Origin of the sequence: Streptomyces millisiae (assembly GCF_031845425.1) — a bacterium.
Lineage (GTDB): Bacteria > Actinomycetota > Actinomycetes > Streptomycetales > Streptomycetaceae > Streptomyces > Streptomyces millisiae.
In genome coordinates this window covers 1-15,811 of sequence record NZ_JAVREM010000030.1, presented here as the reverse complement: position 1 = coordinate 15,811, position 15,811 = coordinate 1, and the positions used below count along the sequence as shown (strand labels likewise).

The window sequence follows — 15,811 nt, the reverse complement described above, 5'->3', positions numbered from 1 at the left end:
CTGGCCGACCGGTTCTTCGCGGCCACCGACGGGCGCGAGTGCCGCGGTCAGAACGTGGCGATCGGGTTGACCGGGCTGCCGGACGTCCCGGCGAAGCGGACCGGCGCGACGGCGAGGTGGAAGTCCCACTGGCCGAGCTCGGCAGCGGTCGCCGCGCACGCCTCCAGGTCGCAGTTGTCGAGTAGCCACAGACCCATCGCGACGAGGCCGACGGTGTGAACCGGCATCGCCAGGTCGTCGTACCCCGATGGCTGAACGTCCTGAGGTGTGTCGGCGGCGATCAGCGCGACCTCCCGTTCGTGCAGCCACGGCAGGCAGGACGCGTGCCAGCCGGCCTGCGTGACGCCGGTGGTCGCGCCGGCCTCGTGCCGGACCCGGCCATAGCCGGTCCGCAGGAGTACCGCGTCGCCGGGTCGCACCCGCACTCCCTGGCGGCGTTCGGCCTCCTCGAGATCCTCGGGAAACACCCCCTGCCCCGGTTCCAGCCACGGCACATCGCGGACCTTCGCGATGTCCAGCAGGACGCCCCGCGTGATGATCCCGTTCGCCGCCGCCGTGACGGCCCCCCACGCCGATCCTGTCGCGGCGTCGACCAGCGAGTGCGGCCGTCCGTTGTACATCGTGCCGTCCCAGAAGATGTGGCACGGCGAGTCGACGTGGGTGACGGTGTTGCCGTGGAACAGGATGCCGAGCCGCTCGTTCGAATAGCCCCAGTGCCGGTCGTTGCGGAATCCGGGCAGCGGCATGTTCTCCATACCCGGCATGTCGGCGGCGCACGGGCACGTCGTCGTCGACCGGTCCATCTCCTCCGGCACGGCGATCTCCCACGCGCACGACACGCTTCTGCCGTGGCGCACGGCGCGCGCCGCCGCGAGTCGGGCGTCGTCGGTGATGTGGTTCAGCGTGCCGAGTTCGTCGTCGTCGCCCCACCGTCCCCAGTTCGACAGCGTGTCGAAGTATCCGAGCACGTCGTCCTGGGTGGGCATCGGCCGCCCGGCCGGCATCCCGGCATCGGCTCCCCCGGTCGGCTCGTCCGAGTGCGTCGTCATCATGCGTTCTCCTTGTCGGTGATCAGTGGCTGGCCGTGGCCATGCGGACAGCGCGCGAGGTGGCCCGTGGTCGGTTCGCTCCATGGTCAAGCTGGCATTTCGTCGAGCTGGGCCACCGTGACCTCTCGGCGTGTGGCCCGGCGCCTCGCGACCGGGGGATCGGACAACCGCAGGCCGGGGCTGAGAATGGCGGTCACGGCGAGGGACGCCACCGCCAACATGGTCATCGTCATACCGACGGGCAGAAGCTGCGCCGTCAGGCCGGCCAGGGTCGCGCCGACCGCCTGCATCCCCTTCATGCCGTTGGCGTGCAGGCCCAGGGCCTGGCCGCGGATGTCATCGCCGGTCAGCGCGATCAGCCGCTCCTGCAACAGCAGCGTGGACGCGAAGCCCGTCGACGCGATGGCGACCGCGCCGACCGCGACCGGCGGGCTCAGCGGGAACGCGAACAGCAGGAACGGCACGGCGAGCAGGAACCGCAGCGGCGTGACGAACCGCTGCCGCAGCCCATGCGGCAGGAGCCGCCCGGCAGCCAGGTCGCCGAGCAACATGCCCAGCGCCGCGGCGACGAACAGCGCGGCCGCGGCCCGTGGCGCATACGGGACGAACAGCGCCTCGCACCCCACCACCAGGCCGTTGGGCACCCACATCGACAGGTAGACGGCCCGCCGGGCTGGCGTGGACAGCAATTCCCGGTTGACCCGCCAGGTGACCGCGACGGACGGGCGCCCGGACGCCCGCGGCGGCCGGGGGTGGAGGCCCAGCCGCAGCACCAGCGCGGCGCAGGCAGCCAGCGCCGCGCCGGCGAGCATCGTGGTCCGCGGCGACACCACGGCGATCAGCACGCCGCCGAGCGCGAACCCGGCCACCTGCATCGCGCCGACCGACATGTTGAGCACCGACCGGCCGAGCACGTACCCGTCCGGCGGCAGGATCTCGCCGACCAGGCCGTACAGCACACCGGCGCCGATCGAGGTGACCACGCCCTGTGCGAGGACCACCACGAACATCGCCGGCAGCGGCAGGCCGGGCGTCGCCAGCAGCAGGCCGGCCAGCGCGGCTGCGAGGGCGACCAGGGTCAGCGCGGCCCGCGGCGGTACCCGGTCCGCCACCGACAGCAGCGTGGTGGCGCCGAGCAGCGCGGCGAACGACGGGCCGAACATGCTCAGCGCCGACAGCAGCGGCGATTCCGTCCGCGCGTACACCAGCGTGGCGAGCGCGAGCCCGGTCAGCGTCGTCGCGGCGACCTGCGCGCACGACGCGCCGAACAGCGGGGCGAACTCGGACGTGCGGAACAGTTCCCGGTAGGTACGCATGCCGGGCAGTCTCGGCGACGCCGCCCCCGCACCCGTAAAGTTTCGTGTGGAGGCGAAACGTGGGCATCTGGCTGATCGACGCGGACGTGCTCGCCGGCAGCCGGTTCCGGATCTCGGCGCTGGCCGAGACGGTCGCGACGCTGGGCGTGCTCGCGGGGGCGCGGCCCCACCGTCCCGGCCAACTGGCCCGCCCGGCGGAGCAGCGAGCGGCGTTCCAAGCCCGCATGGCCGACGATCCGGTCGGCCGCGCGTTCCTGAAAAGCGCCTTCCTGCCGACCTGGTTGACCGACATCCTCTGCCCTCCGCCGGACGAGGACGAGCACACCTTCGACGACGAGATGCGGCGCATCCGTACCGCGTCGCCCGCCGCGCTGCGCGCCGACCTGGCCGGCGACGACCCCACCCTGAACGTGCGGGACCTGCCGAGCCGGATATCCGCCGTCCTCGACTGGGTGTGGGCCGAGACGGTCGAACCCGACTGGCAGCGCCGCGAACGGGCCTTCGAAGCGGACATCATCGCGCGAACTCGGCGACTGAGCACCAGCGGTTGGGCGTCCGCCCTCGACGACATGCGACCCGGGATGCGATGGCTGGGCGAGGGACAGCTCCAGATCAACGCCTACGACTATCCACCGCACGACCTGACCAACGGCCAACTGCTGTTCGTCCCCACCACCAGCGCACGCGGCTGGGTCGGCTGGCGTCGACCGCACCGCTACTCGGTGGTCTATCCGTGCGCCGGGCTGCTCGCGGAGGGCCGGCCCACCGCACCAGGCGCCCTACGCCGCCTCATCGGCCCGGCACGCGCGACCCTGCTGAGCCTGCTGGACGACCCGATGAGCACCACCCAACTGGTATCGGTGACCGGATTCGCCCTCGGCGCCGTGGGCAACCACCTCAGAATCCTGCTGGACGCGCGGCTCGTGCGCCGCCGCCGCGCCGGACGGTTGGTCCTCTACTACCGCACACCTGAGGGCAACCGCCTGATACGCGCTACCACCGCCCACGACACACAGCAAGACAAAGTCCACTGACGCCCGCCCTTCCCGCGCGGGGCGCGGGAAGGGGGCGGGCGGGTGGGACGGAAAGGCCGGTCGTCAGCCTTCCGGCATCGCCGAGGAGTGGTGGTTGACGATCAGCCACTCGCCGGTCGCCGGGTCCTTCTCGTAGACGAAGGTGTAGCGGGCGGCCACGTCCCGCTGTTCGCCCGTCGCCGGGTCGGTCAGGTGGAAGGTGTACGCGCCGGAGTCCACCGCCGCGTTGCGCGCCAGGATGTCGACGTAGGACTCGTCGATCTCGCCCTCCGGGTCCTGGGCGAGGAAGTGCTCGAAGTAGTCGACGATGCCGTCGCGGTCGGTGCGTATCACGTTGGACAGCGTCGGCTCCAGGACCGCGTCCTCCGCGTAGCGGTCGGCGACGACCTCGGGGTCGCCGGTGGCCAGCGCCTCGTTCCACTCGACGAACAGGTCACGGATCTCCTGCTCGGTGGGCTGGTGGTGGGAGGCGGTGTCCTCGCTGGACTGGCCGGAGGCCGAGGCGGTCGCCGCCGCTCCGGCGGTGAGGAGGCCGGCGGTGATCAGGGCCGCGGCGCCAAGGGTGTGGCGCCCGGTAAAGGTGATCTTTCGCATGCGTCAAGAGTTCAACGCGCGCGGTCAAGGACGGGCATGTTCCGGTAAAGGGGCGTCAAGTCCCTTCTAAAGCTTGTCTCTTGCGATCCGAAGTGGTCGATTCCGCAGCGCCGCGGACATTCACAGGTTGAACTCCGTTGGGGAGAGGTTCAACACCCCGCACGCCTCGCGCAGCACGGCGAGCTCGGCCTGGGCGAAGTAGCCGTCGGCGCCGGCGATCACCATGCCGGTCTGGATCACGGCCCGCGCCTCCATCGGCTTCTTGGCGACCTTGGCGATCTCCTCCAGCACCGCGCCGCGCCCGAACTGCGGGTTGGAGACCAGCTGGTCCACGTGCTTGTTGAACCGCTGGCGCAGCGTGTCGGCCGGGAAGTTCTGCAGGACCTCGTTGCTGACGATCAGCGACTCGACGCGCTGCCGCTCCGCCGCGTCCACCGTGCCGTCGGCGGCGGCGACCAGGGCGCAGATGGCCATCGAGGCGTCCCGGTAGCCGCCGCTCTTGAGCTCCGTCTTCATGGAGGCGAGCTGGGTCTTGAACACCCCGAGCAGCTGGGACCGCGAGCCGCCCGAGCCGGAGCCCCCGGAGCCGGCGGGCCCGCCGTGGCCACCCGAGCCGCCGAAGCCCCCGAACCCGCCACCCGAGCGGCCGCCTGAGCCGCCCGAGCCGCCAGAGCTCCGTGACTGCTGGATCCCCTTCGCCGTGTCCTTGAGCCGGTCCCACATGGCCATCTCCCCGTCGTCGCTCTCGTGTGGTCGCTTTCCGCGACCTCTCGCTCTCGTACCGTCAACGGTCGCCGGGGCCCGGGAGTTCCCAGTTCACCAAGAGTTCTTAAAGTTCCCTGGCCCGGAAGGTGCGCAGCCGCAGGCTGTTGGCCACCACGGAGACCGAGGAGAAGGCCATCGCCGCGCCCGCGAGCATCGGGTTGAGCAGGCCGGCGGCCGCCAGCGGGAGCGCCGAGACGTTGTAGCCGAAGGCCCAGAACAGGTTGCTCTTGATGGTGAAGAGCGTCTTCCTGGACAGCCGGATGGCGTCCGCCGCGGCCAGCAGGTCGCCGCGGACCAGCGTCAGGTCGCCCGCCTCGATGGCCGCGTCGGTGCCGGTGCCCATGGCGAGGCCCAGGTCGGCGGTGGCCAGCGCGGCCGCGTCGTTGACGCCGTCCCCGACCATGGCGACCGTGCGGCCCTCGGCCTGGAGCCGCTGGACGACGGCGACCTTGTCCTCCGGCAGCACCTCGGCGATCACCTCGTCGATGCCCGCCTCGGCGGCCACCGCCCTGGCGACCTTCTCGTGGTCGCCGGTGAGCAGGATCGGCGTGAGCCCGAGCTCGCGCAGCCGGCGCACGGCCTCCGCGCTGGTCGGCTTGATGGCGTCGGCGACCTCGAGGACCGCCCGCGCCACGCCGTCCCAGGCCACCGCGATCGCGGTGCGGCCGCGCTCCTCGGCCGCCGCCTTGGCCTCGGCCAGCGGTTCCGGCAGGGTCAGCGACCAGTCGGCCAGCAGCCGCTCCCGGCCCACGAGGACCGCGTGCCCCTCGACCACGCCGTGTACGCCGAGCCCTGGCACGTTGGTGAAGCCCTCGACCGCCGGGAGGGAGCCCGCGCGCTCGGCCGCGGCGTCGCCGACGGCGCGCGCGATCGGGTGCTCGGAGGCGTGCTCCAGGGCGCCGGCGAGCCGCAGCGCCTCCTCCTCGGTGACGCCCTCGGCCGGGTGCACGGCCAGCAGCGACATCCTGCCGGTGGTCACGGTGCCGGTCTTGTCCAGCACGATGGTGTCGGCCCGGCGGGTGTTCTCCAGGACCTCCGGGCCCTTGATCAGGATGCCGAGCTGGGCGCCGCGCCCGGTGCCGACCAGCAGCGCGGTCGGGGTGGCCAGGCCGAGGGCGCACGGGCAGGCGATGATCAGCACGGCGACGGCCGCGGTGAACGCGGTGGTGAGGCTGGCGCCGGTGCCGAGCCAGAAGCCGAGGGTGCCGAGCGAGAGGGCGATCACGATCGGCACGAAGACGGCCGAGATCCGGTCGGCGAGCCGCTGCGCCGCGGCCTTGCCGTTCTGCGCGTCCTCGACCATGCGGGCCATCCTGGCCAGCTGGGTGTCGGCGCCGACCCGGGTGGCCTCGACGACGAGACGGCCGCCGGCGTTGAGCGTGGCGCCGGTGACGGCGTCGCCCACGGCGACCTCGACCGGCACGGACTCGCCGGTCAGCATCGAGGCGTCCACGGCCGAGGTGCCCTCGACGACGACGCCGTCGGTGGCGATCTTCTCGCCCGGGCGGACCAGGAAGCGGGTGCCGACGGCCAGCTGCCCGATCGGCACCCGCTCCTCGCGGCCGCCCTCGCGCAGCACCGTGACCTCCTTGGCGCCGAGCTCCAGCAGGGCGCGCAGCGCGGCGCCGGCCCGGCGCTTGGCGCGGGCCTCGAAGTAGCGGCCGGCGAGCAGGAAGGCGGTGACGCCGGCGGCGGCCTCCAGGTAGATGGCGGAGCCGCCGTCGCCGCGCTCGATGGAGAGCTCGAAGGGGTGGGTCATGCCGGGCATGCCGGCGTCGCCGAAGAACAGCGCCCAGCCGGACCAGAGCAGCGCGGCCAGGGTGCCGACCGAGATCAGGGTGTCCATGGTGGCGGCGCCGTGCCGCGCGTTGGTCCAGGCGGCGCGGTGGAACTGCCAGCCGCCCCAGACGACGGCGGGCGCGGCGAGGGTGAGGGAGAGCCACTGCCAGTAGTCGAACTGCCAGGCGGGCACCATGGCGAGCGCGATCACCGGGACGGCGAGGGCCGCGGTGACCAGCAGCCGGTGGCGCAGCGGGGCGAGCTCGTCCGCCTCGGTCCCGGCCGGTGTCCCGGGCGCGGCCTCCTGCCTGGGCGGCGGTGGTGGCTCGGCGGTGTAGCCGGTGGCCTCGACGGTGGCGATCAGGTCGGAGACGGTGACGCCGTCGGCGAAGGCGACCCGCGCCTTCTCGGTGGCGTAGTTGACGGTGGCGGTGACGCCGTCCATCCGGTTGAGCTTCTTCTCGATCCGGGCGGCGCAGGAAGCGCAGGTCATCCCGCCGATGGCGAGCTCGACCTCGGAGGCCGCCGTGGTGTCGGTGGTCCCCGCGGTGGTGGGTGTGGTGGCTGTCATCTCGATCACGTCTCCTCGGCGGCCCAGAATACCCCAGGGCGGTATGGTCGCCCCAGGTCTCCTGTATACCCCTAGGGGGTATGACGGCGCAAGGTGGCCCCGTGGCTCGCCTGGTGATCAACGGGGATCTGCCGCAGGCTACGAAGCATGGACAGCGCAGACCCCGCCTCCCGCAGGCTCACGATCGACCGGTCGAGCCTCGGCCACCGCCTGCGCTACGCCGTGCGCAACCCCCGGCGCATAGGGCCCCACCTGCGGCGCGGCGCGCGCGACGTCTGGCTGCGCGCCCGGCACCGGGACCACGTCGCCTACTACCGCGCCGTGATGGCCTCGGACACCGCCCGCAGCCCGGAGGCGGCCGTCGGCAGCCGCGACCACGAGCGATGGCTGGCGTTGGGCAAGCTCCAGTTCGACTACCTCAGGGACCACGGCCTGGCCCCCGGCCACCGGATGCTCGACATCGGCTGCGGCAACCTGCGCGCCGGCTGGCGGTTCATCGACTACCTCGACCCCGGCGGCTACTACGGCATCGACATCTCGCCCGACATCCTCATCAGCGCCAAGGAGACGCTGAGCGGCCGCGGGCTGCAGGCCAAGCTGCCGCATCTCACGCTCACCCGCGACCTCACCTTCGACTTCCTGCCGTCGGGCCACTTCGACGTGGTCCACGCGCACAGCGTCTTCTCGCACTCGCCGCTCCCCGTCATCGACGAGTGCCTGGCCCACGTCGGCCGGATCCTGGCCCCTGGCGGCTTCTTCGACTTCACCTTCGACCGCACCGAGGGCCGCGAGCACCAGGTGCTGCGCGAGGACTTCTACTACCGCGCCGAGACGCTGACCGAGCTGGCCGCCGGGCACGGCCTGACCGCCCGGCTGATGGCGGACTGGGAACGGCTGCCGCACGGCCAGTCCAAGATCCGCGTGACCGCCGGGACGCCGGGAGGCGCGCCATGACGGTGCCCCGCCCACGCGTCGTCGTCCATCCGCCGCGCGCCGCCGGCGGCCGCCGCGTCACCGTGGCCGGCCAGGACCTGGGCGTGGCCCGCTCCCCGGTGGAGCTCATCGAGTTCCTCCGGCGCGCCGGCCTCGACCCCGACGAGGTGCTGCTGGAGGACGCCACCCTGATCGAGTGGCGCGGCGGCGGCCCCGAGGTGTGGAAGGGCGGCGGTGCCGACCCGTTCGAGGTCTGACCGGGCCGCGCGGACCAACCGTCCTGGGGTCGCGTAAGCCGCCGCGAGATCGGATCTGGCGGCCGCCGGGCGGCATCTCGCGCCCCGAGGACAGATGAGTTTCCGCGTCGCCGGTGGTCCACCTTTCGAGAGCGGACCACCGACGGGCATGTCAGGGGATGGGCAGAGATGACCAAGCGAACAGCCGGTCCCGGGGGGACCGGGGCGGCGATCGAGACGTCCGGCCTCGTGAAGGTGTTCGGCGAGAAGCGGGCGGTGGACGGAGTCGACCTCACGGTGCCGGCCGGCACGGTGTACGGCGTGCTCGGGCCCAACGGCGCGGGCAAGACCACCACCGTCCGGATGCTGGCCACGCTGCTGCGGCCGGACGGGGGCGAGGCCCGGGTCTTCGGGCACGACGTGGCGCGCGAGCCGGACGCGGTGCGGGCCAGGGTGAGCCTGACCGGGCAGTACGCCTCGGTCGACGAGGACCTGACGGGCGCGGAGAACCTGGTGCTGCTCGCCCGCCTCCTCGGCCACCGCAAGCCGGCGGCGCGGGACCGCGCGGCCCAGCTGCTGGAGGCGTTCGGGCTGACCGAGGCGGCCGACCGGCAGACCAAGACCTACTCGGGCGGCATGCGGCGCCGCCTCGACATCGCGGCCAGCATCCTCAACACGCCGGACCTGCTCTTCCTCGACGAGCCGACCACCGGGCTCGACCCGCGCAGCCGCAACCAGGTCTGGGACATCGTGCGGGTGGTCGTCGCCCAGGGCACCACGGTGCTGCTGACCACCCAGTACCTGGAGGAGGCCGACCAACTGGCGGGCCGGATAGCCGTGATCGACCAGGGCCGGGTGATCGCCGAGGGCACGCCGGGGGAGCTGAAGTCCTCGGTCGGCGCCGGCGCCGTGCACCTCAGGCTCCGCGACCCGGAGCAGCGGGCCGACGCCCGGCGGGTGGTGGCCAAGGTGCTGAACGCACCGGTCCAACTGGCCGCCGACCCGCTCGCGTTGACGGCCCGCGTGATGCCGTCGGGCGCCGGCAGCACGGAGCCGGCCGAGCTGGCTGCGCGGGCCCTGGCCGAGCTGGCGGGCCAGGGGATCACCGTGGACGACTTCTCCCTCGGGCAGCCGAGCCTGGACGAGGTCTTCCTCGCCCTCACGGAGAAGAGCGGTGACCGGAAGAGCGACACGAGCATGACCAAGGAGGCCGCAGCGTGAGCACCGTAGCCGACACCACCCAGCAGGGCACGCCGGGCGAGGCCGAGGAGGACGCCTACGTGCCGGCGGCCGGCGCGCTGGCCGCCGTGCTCGCGTCGACCGAGTCCCGGCCGCCGCGGCCCAGCGCGCTCTCCGCGTCCGCCACCTTCGGCTGGCGCGCGATGCTGAAGATCAAGCACGTGCCCGAGCAGCTGTTCGACGTCACCGTCTTCCCGATCATGATGACGCTGATGTTCACCTACCTCTTCGGCGGCGCGCTGGCCGGCTCGACCAGCGAGTACCTGACCTATCTGCTGCCGGGGATCATGGTGATGAGCGTGATCATGACCACGATGTACACCGGCGTCGCCGTCAACACCGACATCCAGAAGGGCGTGTTCGACCGCTTCCGCTCGCTGCCGGTGTGGCGGCCGGCCGCCATGGTCGGCTATCTGCTCGGCGACCTGCTCCGCTACGTGCTGGCCTCGCTGGTGATCCTCGCCGTGGGCCTCGCCCTCGGCTACCGGCCCGGCGGCGGGGTGCTCGGGGTGGCCGCGGGGATCGCGCTGCTGCTGGTCTTCTCCTTCGCCTTCTCCTGGATCTGGACGATGTTCGGGCTGCTGATGCGCTCCGAGAAGTCCGTGATGGGCGTCAGCATGATGGTGATCTTCCCGCTGACCTTCCTGAGCAACGTGCTGGTCGAGCCCGAGACCATGCCCGGCTGGCTGGAGGCGGTGGTGGACGTCAGCCCGGTCACCCGGCTCGTCGCGGCGGTGCGCGGGCTGATGGGCGGCGCGACGGACGTCGGCGAGATCGCCTGGGTGCTGGTCGCCAGTCTGCTGCTGGTCGCGGTCTTCGGCACCCTCACCATGCGCCTCTACAACCGGAAGTAGGCCGCTGCAACCGGCCCTACAACCGGAAGGACGTCTCGCGCGGCGGGCGGTAGGCGCAGACCAGGCCGGTGGAGACGGACTCCCGCAGGTGCGCGGCCAGCTCGGGATGCCGGTCGTCGAGCCGGCGCAGGGTGTCGCGGATCCGCGCCGTCACGGTCTTGCGGGCGCGCTCCGCCTGGTCGCCGAGCCGCCGGTCGCGCCGGCCGAGCCCGGCCGCCGCGCGCAGCTCGGCGAGCAACGCGGCGCGCTCGGCCTCCAGTTCGGCCGCCAGGTCGGCGTCGCCCAGCCGCCCGGCCCGGGCCGTCTCCGCGTCCAGCTGGTCCAGGCGCCGCCGGTACTCGGCCTTGGCCCGCTCGTCGAGCACGGGATCCCCGCCCAGCGGGGTGAACGAGCCGTCGGGGCTCAGCAGGTGGGCGGCCGGCAGCTCGGTGCCCGGCTGGCGCAGCAGCCGGTGCAGGTCGTGCAGGCCCTTGGCGTCCGGCATGCGCGCGGTGCGGCCCGCGTACCGCAGCGTCCACACGGCGCCGTCGAAGCGGAACTCGTCGGGTGGCGGGGCCGGCTCCGCCGGCTCCCGTGGCCCGGCCGAGGCGCGCAGCGCGGCCAGCCGGTCCCTGAGGTGGGCCATGCCCAGCTCCTCGGCCTCGCCCGCCACCTGGTCGAGCAGGGCCGCGGCCGCCGCCGGGTCGCCCGGCGCGCCGCGGCCGAGCAGCGCGGCCGCGAGCCCAGCCCGCGCCTCGGCCGCCCAGGCCCGCGCCCCCATCCGGTCGGCGGAGTCGGCCGCCGCCGTGTAGCCGTCGACGGCGGCCGGCCAGCGCTCGGCCGCCGCCTCCACGCCGGCCGCCCACAGCGCCGTCGGGCCGCCGATGTCCAGGCCCCACAGCGAGACCAGCCACTGTCCGAGGTGCGGCGCCAACGCCGCCCTGGCCCGTGCGATCAGCTCGGGATCGCGGGTCACGGCGGCCGCCTGCGCCTGGAGGCGCAGTGCCAGCGGCCGCATGCTGGTCGGATAGCGCTTGCCGGCCACCGTCCGCCACAGCCGGGCCACGCCCGCCGCGTCGCCCCGCTGGGCCGCGGTGATCCCTTCCAGCAGCTCCCGGTACGCGTGGTCGTCGCCGCCCAACTCGCCGTGCAGCGCGTCGAGCTCGCCGAACCGGCCGCGGCCGAGCAACATCGCCCAGCGCAACTGGCGCAGGAAGTAGTGGTGTTCGCCGTGCTGCGGATGATCCCTGGTGAGCGCGAGCACCTGGCACAGCAGCTCGTCGGCCGCCGTGAACCGGCCCTGGAAGACGGCGATCACCAGCTGGTCGACGAGGGCCGAGAACCGGTAGCGGGGCGGCGCCGCCTCCGGCACGCCGGCCACGAAGTCCCGCAGCTGGTCGAGGAAGCGCGGATCGTCGCGTTCCAGCAGCGCCACCCAGCGGAACGACTTGGCGAGGTGTTCGAGGTCGGGGTCGCGGATCCGATGGGCGAGGGCGATCATCTCGTCGGTGAGCGCCTCGCGCTCCGGCGCGCTGCCGGGCCCCCAGATCGCGTCGTGCCGGGCCATCAACGCGAAGGCCAGCGCCTCGTCGTCTCCGGAGCGCCGGGCCGACACGGCGGCCCGCACGGCGAGTTCGGCGGCCATCCGTTGCCGGACCGCGGCCTGGTCCGCCGGCTCGGCGAGCTCGTCGGGAGCCGGCGCGTCGGCACCGAGTTCCCCGGCGACCACCCGGCGCCACGCCTCGCGCAGCAGCTCGCCGCCGAGCGAGGTGGGCGGGCCCGGCGGCTCCCCTTCGCCACAGGCCCAGTGCGCCGCGAGGCCGACCCGCGCGAGCAGCGCGTCATCGCCCAGGGCGCGGGCCTCGGCCGCCGCCTCCCGGTAGATCCGGCCGCCGGCCGCCGGGTCGCCGATGTGCTGGAGCTCGGCCGCGTAGGAGAGCCCGATCAGCACCCGGCGGCGCGGATCGACGCCCGCGGCCAGCGCGTGGGCCCGGCGGTAGTGGCCCACCGCCTCCTCGAACGACAGCCGCCGCACGGCCTCGACGGCGGCCTCGGTCAGCAGGTCGAGCGCCAGGTCCGGGGCCAGCTCGGGCCCGGCGAGGTGGGCGTGCCTGGCCAGGTCCGCGGGCACCATCAGCTCGGCGACGCCGGGCGAGCCGGCCAGCGCCTCGGCCACCGCGGCGTGCCGGCGACGCCGCTCCGGCTCGTCGAGCGCCTCGTAGAGCGCCTCCCGCACCAGGTCGTGGGCGAACGCCTGGCGGTCGCCGCGGCCGGGCGCCACCAGGCGGGCCGCCACCGCCTCGCCGAGCAGCCTGGCCACCTCGTGCGTCGGCGCGGCACGCACCGCGGCCAGTACCCGCGGATGGAACTCGCGGCCCAACACGGCCGCGTCGGTGAGCAGTTCGACGACCGGCCCGGGCAGCGGCGCGAGCCGTCGGCGCACCGCGTCGAGCACCCCGGGCGGCACCAGGGGCGGCAGCCCGGCCCCGGCGCCGTGCCACAGGCGCGCGGTCTCCTCGACGAAGAACGGGTTTCCGCCGGTGCGCCGGTGCACCTCGGCGGTCAGCTCGGGGTCCGGCGCCGCGCCGGTGGTGCGGGCGATCAGGGCCCCGGTGTCAGCGAGGCCGAGGCCGGTCAGCGCGAGCGCGGTCGCCTTGGCGCGCAGCGGCAGCAGCAACTCGCCCACCGGATGTCCCGGCGCGGTCGCCGCGGTGCCCACGTCCCGGTAGGCGCCGATCAGCAACAGCCGCTCGAACCAGGTGTGGTGGGCGGCGAACGCGAGCAGCCGCAGTGAGGCGGCGTCGGCCCAGTGCAGGTCGTCCAGCACCACCACGACGGGCCGCTCCTGGGAGGCGGCGACCAGGGCGCTGGTCACGGCGTCGTGCAGCCGGAAGCTCGCGGCGCCCTCGGCGCTGTGGTCGACGCCGGCGACGGGGACCAGCGCGCCGGGGCCGGCCGCGACGCCGGGGGTCGGCTCCGGCAGGGACCCGACGAACAGCGCGGACAGCCCGCCGCCGGCGGCCCGCTCCACCGCCGACCAGCCCTCGGGGCCGAGCGCGCGGCGCAGCGCGCGGACGACCTGGGTCCACGGCCAGTACCCCGGCGCGTTGTCCGACTCCCAGCAGGATCCGGAGAGCACCAGCGCGCCGCGCCGCCTGGCGGCCTCGGCCGCCTCGGTGACCAGCGCGGTCTTGCCGATCCCCGGCTCCCCCGTGACCAGCACGAGCCCGCCGTGGCTCGCCTCGGTCCTGGCGATCTCGGCGTCGAGCACGCCGGACGCGTGCCCCCGCCCGATCAACTGTTCGAACAGCAGTGCGGTCCGTCCTTCCTTCCCCCGAGCCCCTGTACGAGGATGGCACAATGACCACTTCTCCGACCGCCCCCTCCGAGGCGGCAGGCCCGGCGACCCCGCGCGCCGTCGCGGACGCCTACGTCGAGACCCTGGCCGATCTCGACCCGCTCTACGGCACCAGCCTCGGCATCCGCCCCGGCGTCGCCGACCTTCCCGACTTCTCGCCCGAGGGGCAGGAGGCCCTGGCGGCGGCCCAACGCGCCACCCTGGCGGAGCTCGACGCGGCCGAGGCGGCGGCCGGCGGCCCCGGCGCCCTGCCGGCCGTCGAACGAAGGGCCGGCCGGCTGCTGCGCGAGCGGCTGGGCGCGGTGCTCGCCGAACACGAGGCCGGCGAGGGACTGCGGGAGGTCTCCAACCTCTTCTCGCCCGTGCAGCAGCTGCGTTCCGTCTTCCTGCTGATGCCGACCGAAACCCCCGACGACTGGGCGGTGATCGGCCGCCGGCTGGCCAACGTGCCGGCCTCCCTGGCCAGTTACACCGCCGCGCTGGCCGAGGGCGCGCGCCGCGGCCTGACCGCCGCGCCGCGCCAGGTGACCACCGTCGCCGGCCAGTTGGACACCTGGCTGGCGGCCGACTGGTACCGGGAGTTCGCCTCCGGCGGCCCCGAGGCACAGCGGGCCGAGCTGACCGCGGCGGCGGCCAAGGCCACCGAGGCGCTCGCCGAACTGCGGGGCTTCCTGCGCGACGAGTACCTGCCGAAGACCTCGGGCACCCCGGACGGCGTCGGCGCCGAGCGCTACCTCGTCGGCGCCCGCCGCTGGACCGGCGCCGACCTCGACCTCGACGAGGCGTACGCCTTCGGCTGGGCCGAGTTCCACCGGATCGCCGACGAGATGCGGACGGTCGCCGCCGAGGTGCTGCCCGGCGAGACGCCGCTGGCCGCGATGCACCACCTGGAGCACCACGGCGAGGCGATCGAGGGCGTGGACGCGATCCGCGACTGGCTGCAGAACCTGATGGCCGAGGCCATCGAGGCACTGGACGGCCGACACGTCGACCTGGCGCCGCCGGTGCGGCGCGTCGAGGCCATGATCGCCCCGCCGGGCAGCGCGGCCGCGCCCTACTACACGCGCCCCTCGCTCGACTTCTCCCGCCCCGGCCGCACCTGGCTGCCGACCATGGGCGCCACCCGCTTCCCGCTCTGGAACCTGGTCTCCACCTGGTACCACGAGGGCGTGCCGGGACACCACCTCCAGCTCGCCCAGTGGGTGCACGTGCAGGACCGGCTCTCCCGCTACCAGGTCAGCGTCGGCTCGGTCAGCGCCACCACGGAGGGCTGGGCGCTGTACGCGGAGCGGCTGATGGACGAGCTCGGCTTCCTCACCGACCCCGGCCGGCGGCTCGGCTACCTCTCCGCCCAGATGCTGCGGGCGGTGCGGGTGATCATCGACATCGGCATGCACACCGGGCGCCGCATACCGGCCGACGAGGCCTTCCACCCGGGGGAGGTGTGGACACCCGAGCTGGCCACCGAGTTCTTCGCGGCGAACACCGGCTGCGACCCGGACTACACCGAGTCCGAGCTGACCCGCTACCTGGGCATGCCGGGCCAGGCCATCAGCTACAAGCTGGGCGAGCACGCCTGGGTCGCCGGCCGCGAGGCCGCTCGCGCGGCGGCCGGCGCGGACTTCGACGCGAAGTCCTGGCACATGGCCGCGCTCTCCCTCGGCTCGCTCGGCCTGGACGACCTGACCACGGAACTGGCGACGCTCCGCTAGGCCGCGATCGGCTGGCCGCGGCCAGCCGACCGCCGGGCTCGGCCGAGGCGTCAGGCGGGGCGGCTGCCGCCGCCGCGGACGACCAGCTGGTCGAGGAGGCGTTCGGTGGCCGCCGTCACGGCGGCCACCGCTTCGTCGAACGCGGCCTGGTTGTGGGCGGCCGGCTGGCGGAAGCCGGACACCTTGCGGACGTACTGGAGGGCGGCGGCGCGGATGTCGTCTTCCGTGACATCCGGCGCGGCCGGCGGACGGAGCGTCTTGATGCTGCGGCACATGCGTCCAGTGTGCCGCGCCGCGCCGCGGCGTTCGCCGCCGGTGGCCTCGGCCGCGGGCCGCCCCTCCGCGCGGCGGGTGGCGGCGTTGTTGGGTTCCCCCACCCGCCGCGCGGAGGG

Annotated in this window: 13 protein-coding genes; 6 read left to right on the top strand and 7 right to left on the bottom strand. The window is 74.0% G+C overall.

Annotation, left to right across the window (positions count from 1 at the left end):
- Positions 1-47: 47 nt before the first annotated feature.
- Both RNC47_RS21135 and RNC47_RS21130 read right to left on the bottom strand, forming a co-directional pair.
- The gene (locus RNC47_RS21135; RefSeq protein ID WP_311601021.1) at positions 48-1,052 is read right to left on the bottom strand and encodes a cyclase family protein; all 1,005 of its coding nucleotides are present in this window, start codon (positions 1,050-1,052) and stop codon (positions 48-50) included.
- Between the two features lie 83 nt (positions 1,053-1,135).
- Positions 1,136-2,365 (bottom strand): MFS transporter, encoded by a 1,230-nt coding sequence (locus tag RNC47_RS21130; protein WP_311601020.1) that lies wholly within the window; start codon positions 2,363-2,365, stop codon positions 1,136-1,138.
- Positions 2,366-2,424: 59 nt separating this feature from the next.
- Between RNC47_RS21130 and RNC47_RS21125 the strand changes: the two genes are divergently transcribed.
- Positions 2,425-3,399, top strand: coding sequence for an ArsR family transcriptional regulator (locus RNC47_RS21125; RefSeq protein WP_311601019.1), 975 nt, complete (start codon positions 2,425-2,427; stop codon positions 3,397-3,399).
- A 63-nt stretch (positions 3,400-3,462) separates the two neighbouring features.
- Here RNC47_RS21125 and RNC47_RS21120 read toward each other — a convergent pair whose 3' ends face one another.
- The 3 genes from RNC47_RS21120 to RNC47_RS21110 form a co-directional block, all read right to left on the bottom strand.
- A complete protein-coding gene (locus tag RNC47_RS21120) occupies positions 3,463-3,993 on the bottom strand; it encodes an SgcJ/EcaC family oxidoreductase (protein ID WP_311601018.1) in 531 nt (176 codons plus the stop codon).
- Between the two features lie 120 nt (positions 3,994-4,113).
- Positions 4,114-4,722, bottom strand: coding sequence for a tellurite resistance TerB family protein (locus RNC47_RS21115; protein ID WP_311601017.1), 609 nt, complete (start codon positions 4,720-4,722; stop codon positions 4,114-4,116).
- Positions 4,723-4,822: 100 nt separating this feature from the next.
- Entirely contained in the window at positions 4,823-7,108 is a 2,286-nt protein-coding gene (locus RNC47_RS21110; RefSeq protein WP_311601016.1) for a heavy metal translocating P-type ATPase, read from the bottom strand.
- A 147-nt stretch (positions 7,109-7,255) separates the two neighbouring features.
- On the opposite strand from RNC47_RS21110, the gene RNC47_RS21105 reads away from it, so the two are divergent.
- From RNC47_RS21105 to RNC47_RS21090, 4 genes are all read left to right on the top strand, one after another.
- Positions 7,256-8,062: a class I SAM-dependent methyltransferase gene (locus tag RNC47_RS21105; RefSeq protein WP_311601015.1), complete on the top strand. Its 807-nt coding sequence runs from the start codon at positions 7,256-7,258 to the stop codon at positions 8,060-8,062.
- Positions 8,059-8,298, top strand: a complete 240-nt coding sequence (locus RNC47_RS21100) for a hypothetical protein (RefSeq protein WP_311601014.1) — start codon at positions 8,059-8,061, stop codon at positions 8,296-8,298. The genes RNC47_RS21105 and RNC47_RS21100 overlap by 4 nt, the downstream gene beginning before the upstream one ends.
- A 168-nt stretch (positions 8,299-8,466) precedes the next feature.
- Positions 8,467-9,498, top strand: a complete 1,032-nt coding sequence (locus RNC47_RS21095) for an ATP-binding cassette domain-containing protein (RefSeq protein ID WP_311601013.1) — start codon at positions 8,467-8,469, stop codon at positions 9,496-9,498.
- 59 nt (positions 9,499-9,557) lie between these two features.
- A complete protein-coding gene (locus RNC47_RS21090) occupies positions 9,558-10,370 on the top strand; it encodes an ABC transporter permease (protein ID WP_311601069.1) in 813 nt (270 codons plus the stop codon).
- A gap of 16 nt (positions 10,371-10,386) precedes the next feature.
- On the opposite strand, the gene RNC47_RS21085 is transcribed toward RNC47_RS21090, so the two are convergent.
- Positions 10,387-13,647, bottom strand: a complete 3,261-nt coding sequence (locus RNC47_RS21085) for an ATP-binding protein (protein ID WP_311601011.1) — start codon at positions 13,645-13,647, stop codon at positions 10,387-10,389.
- Between the two features lie 62 nt (positions 13,648-13,709).
- Here RNC47_RS21085 and RNC47_RS21080 point away from each other — a divergent pair, with 62 nt between their 5' ends.
- Positions 13,710-15,419 carry a DUF885 domain-containing protein gene (locus RNC47_RS21080; protein WP_311601010.1) on the top strand — a complete coding sequence of 570 codons (1,710 nt, stop codon included), beginning with the start codon at positions 13,710-13,712 and terminating at the stop codon, positions 15,417-15,419.
- Positions 15,420-15,469: 50 nt separating this feature from the next.
- Here the strand turns inward: RNC47_RS21080 and RNC47_RS21075 are convergent, their stop codons facing one another.
- The gene (locus RNC47_RS21075; RefSeq protein ID WP_311601068.1) at positions 15,470-15,694 is read right to left on the bottom strand and encodes a DUF2277 domain-containing protein; all 225 of its coding nucleotides are present in this window, start codon (positions 15,692-15,694) and stop codon (positions 15,470-15,472) included.
- Positions 15,695-15,811: the final 117 nt, after the last annotated feature.

Coding starts and splice junctions, on each gene's coding strand:
- RNC47_RS21135 (WP_311601021.1), bottom strand. CDS start 1,052: ATGATGACGACGCACTCGGACGAGCCGACCGGGGGAGCCGATGCCGGG.
- RNC47_RS21130 (WP_311601020.1), bottom strand. CDS start 2,365: ATGCGTACCTACCGGGAACTGTTCCGCACGTCCGAGTTCGCCCCGCTG.
- RNC47_RS21120 (WP_311601018.1), bottom strand. CDS start 3,993: ATGCGAAAGATCACCTTTACCGGGCGCCACACCCTTGGCGCCGCGGCC.
- RNC47_RS21115 (WP_311601017.1), bottom strand. CDS start 4,722: ATGGCCATGTGGGACCGGCTCAAGGACACGGCGAAGGGGATCCAGCAG.
- RNC47_RS21110 (WP_311601016.1), bottom strand. CDS start 7,108: ATGACAGCCACCACACCCACCACCGCGGGGACCACCGACACCACGGCG.
- RNC47_RS21105 (WP_311601015.1), top strand. CDS start 7,256: ATGGACAGCGCAGACCCCGCCTCCCGCAGGCTCACGATCGACCGGTCG.
- RNC47_RS21100 (WP_311601014.1), top strand. CDS start 8,059: ATGACGGTGCCCCGCCCACGCGTCGTCGTCCATCCGCCGCGCGCCGCC.
- RNC47_RS21095 (WP_311601013.1), top strand. CDS start 8,467: ATGACCAAGCGAACAGCCGGTCCCGGGGGGACCGGGGCGGCGATCGAG.
- RNC47_RS21080 (WP_311601010.1), top strand. CDS start 13,710: ATGACCACTTCTCCGACCGCCCCCTCCGAGGCGGCAGGCCCGGCGACC.
- RNC47_RS21075 (WP_311601068.1), bottom strand. CDS start 15,694: ATGTGCCGCAGCATCAAGACGCTCCGTCCGCCGGCCGCGCCGGATGTC.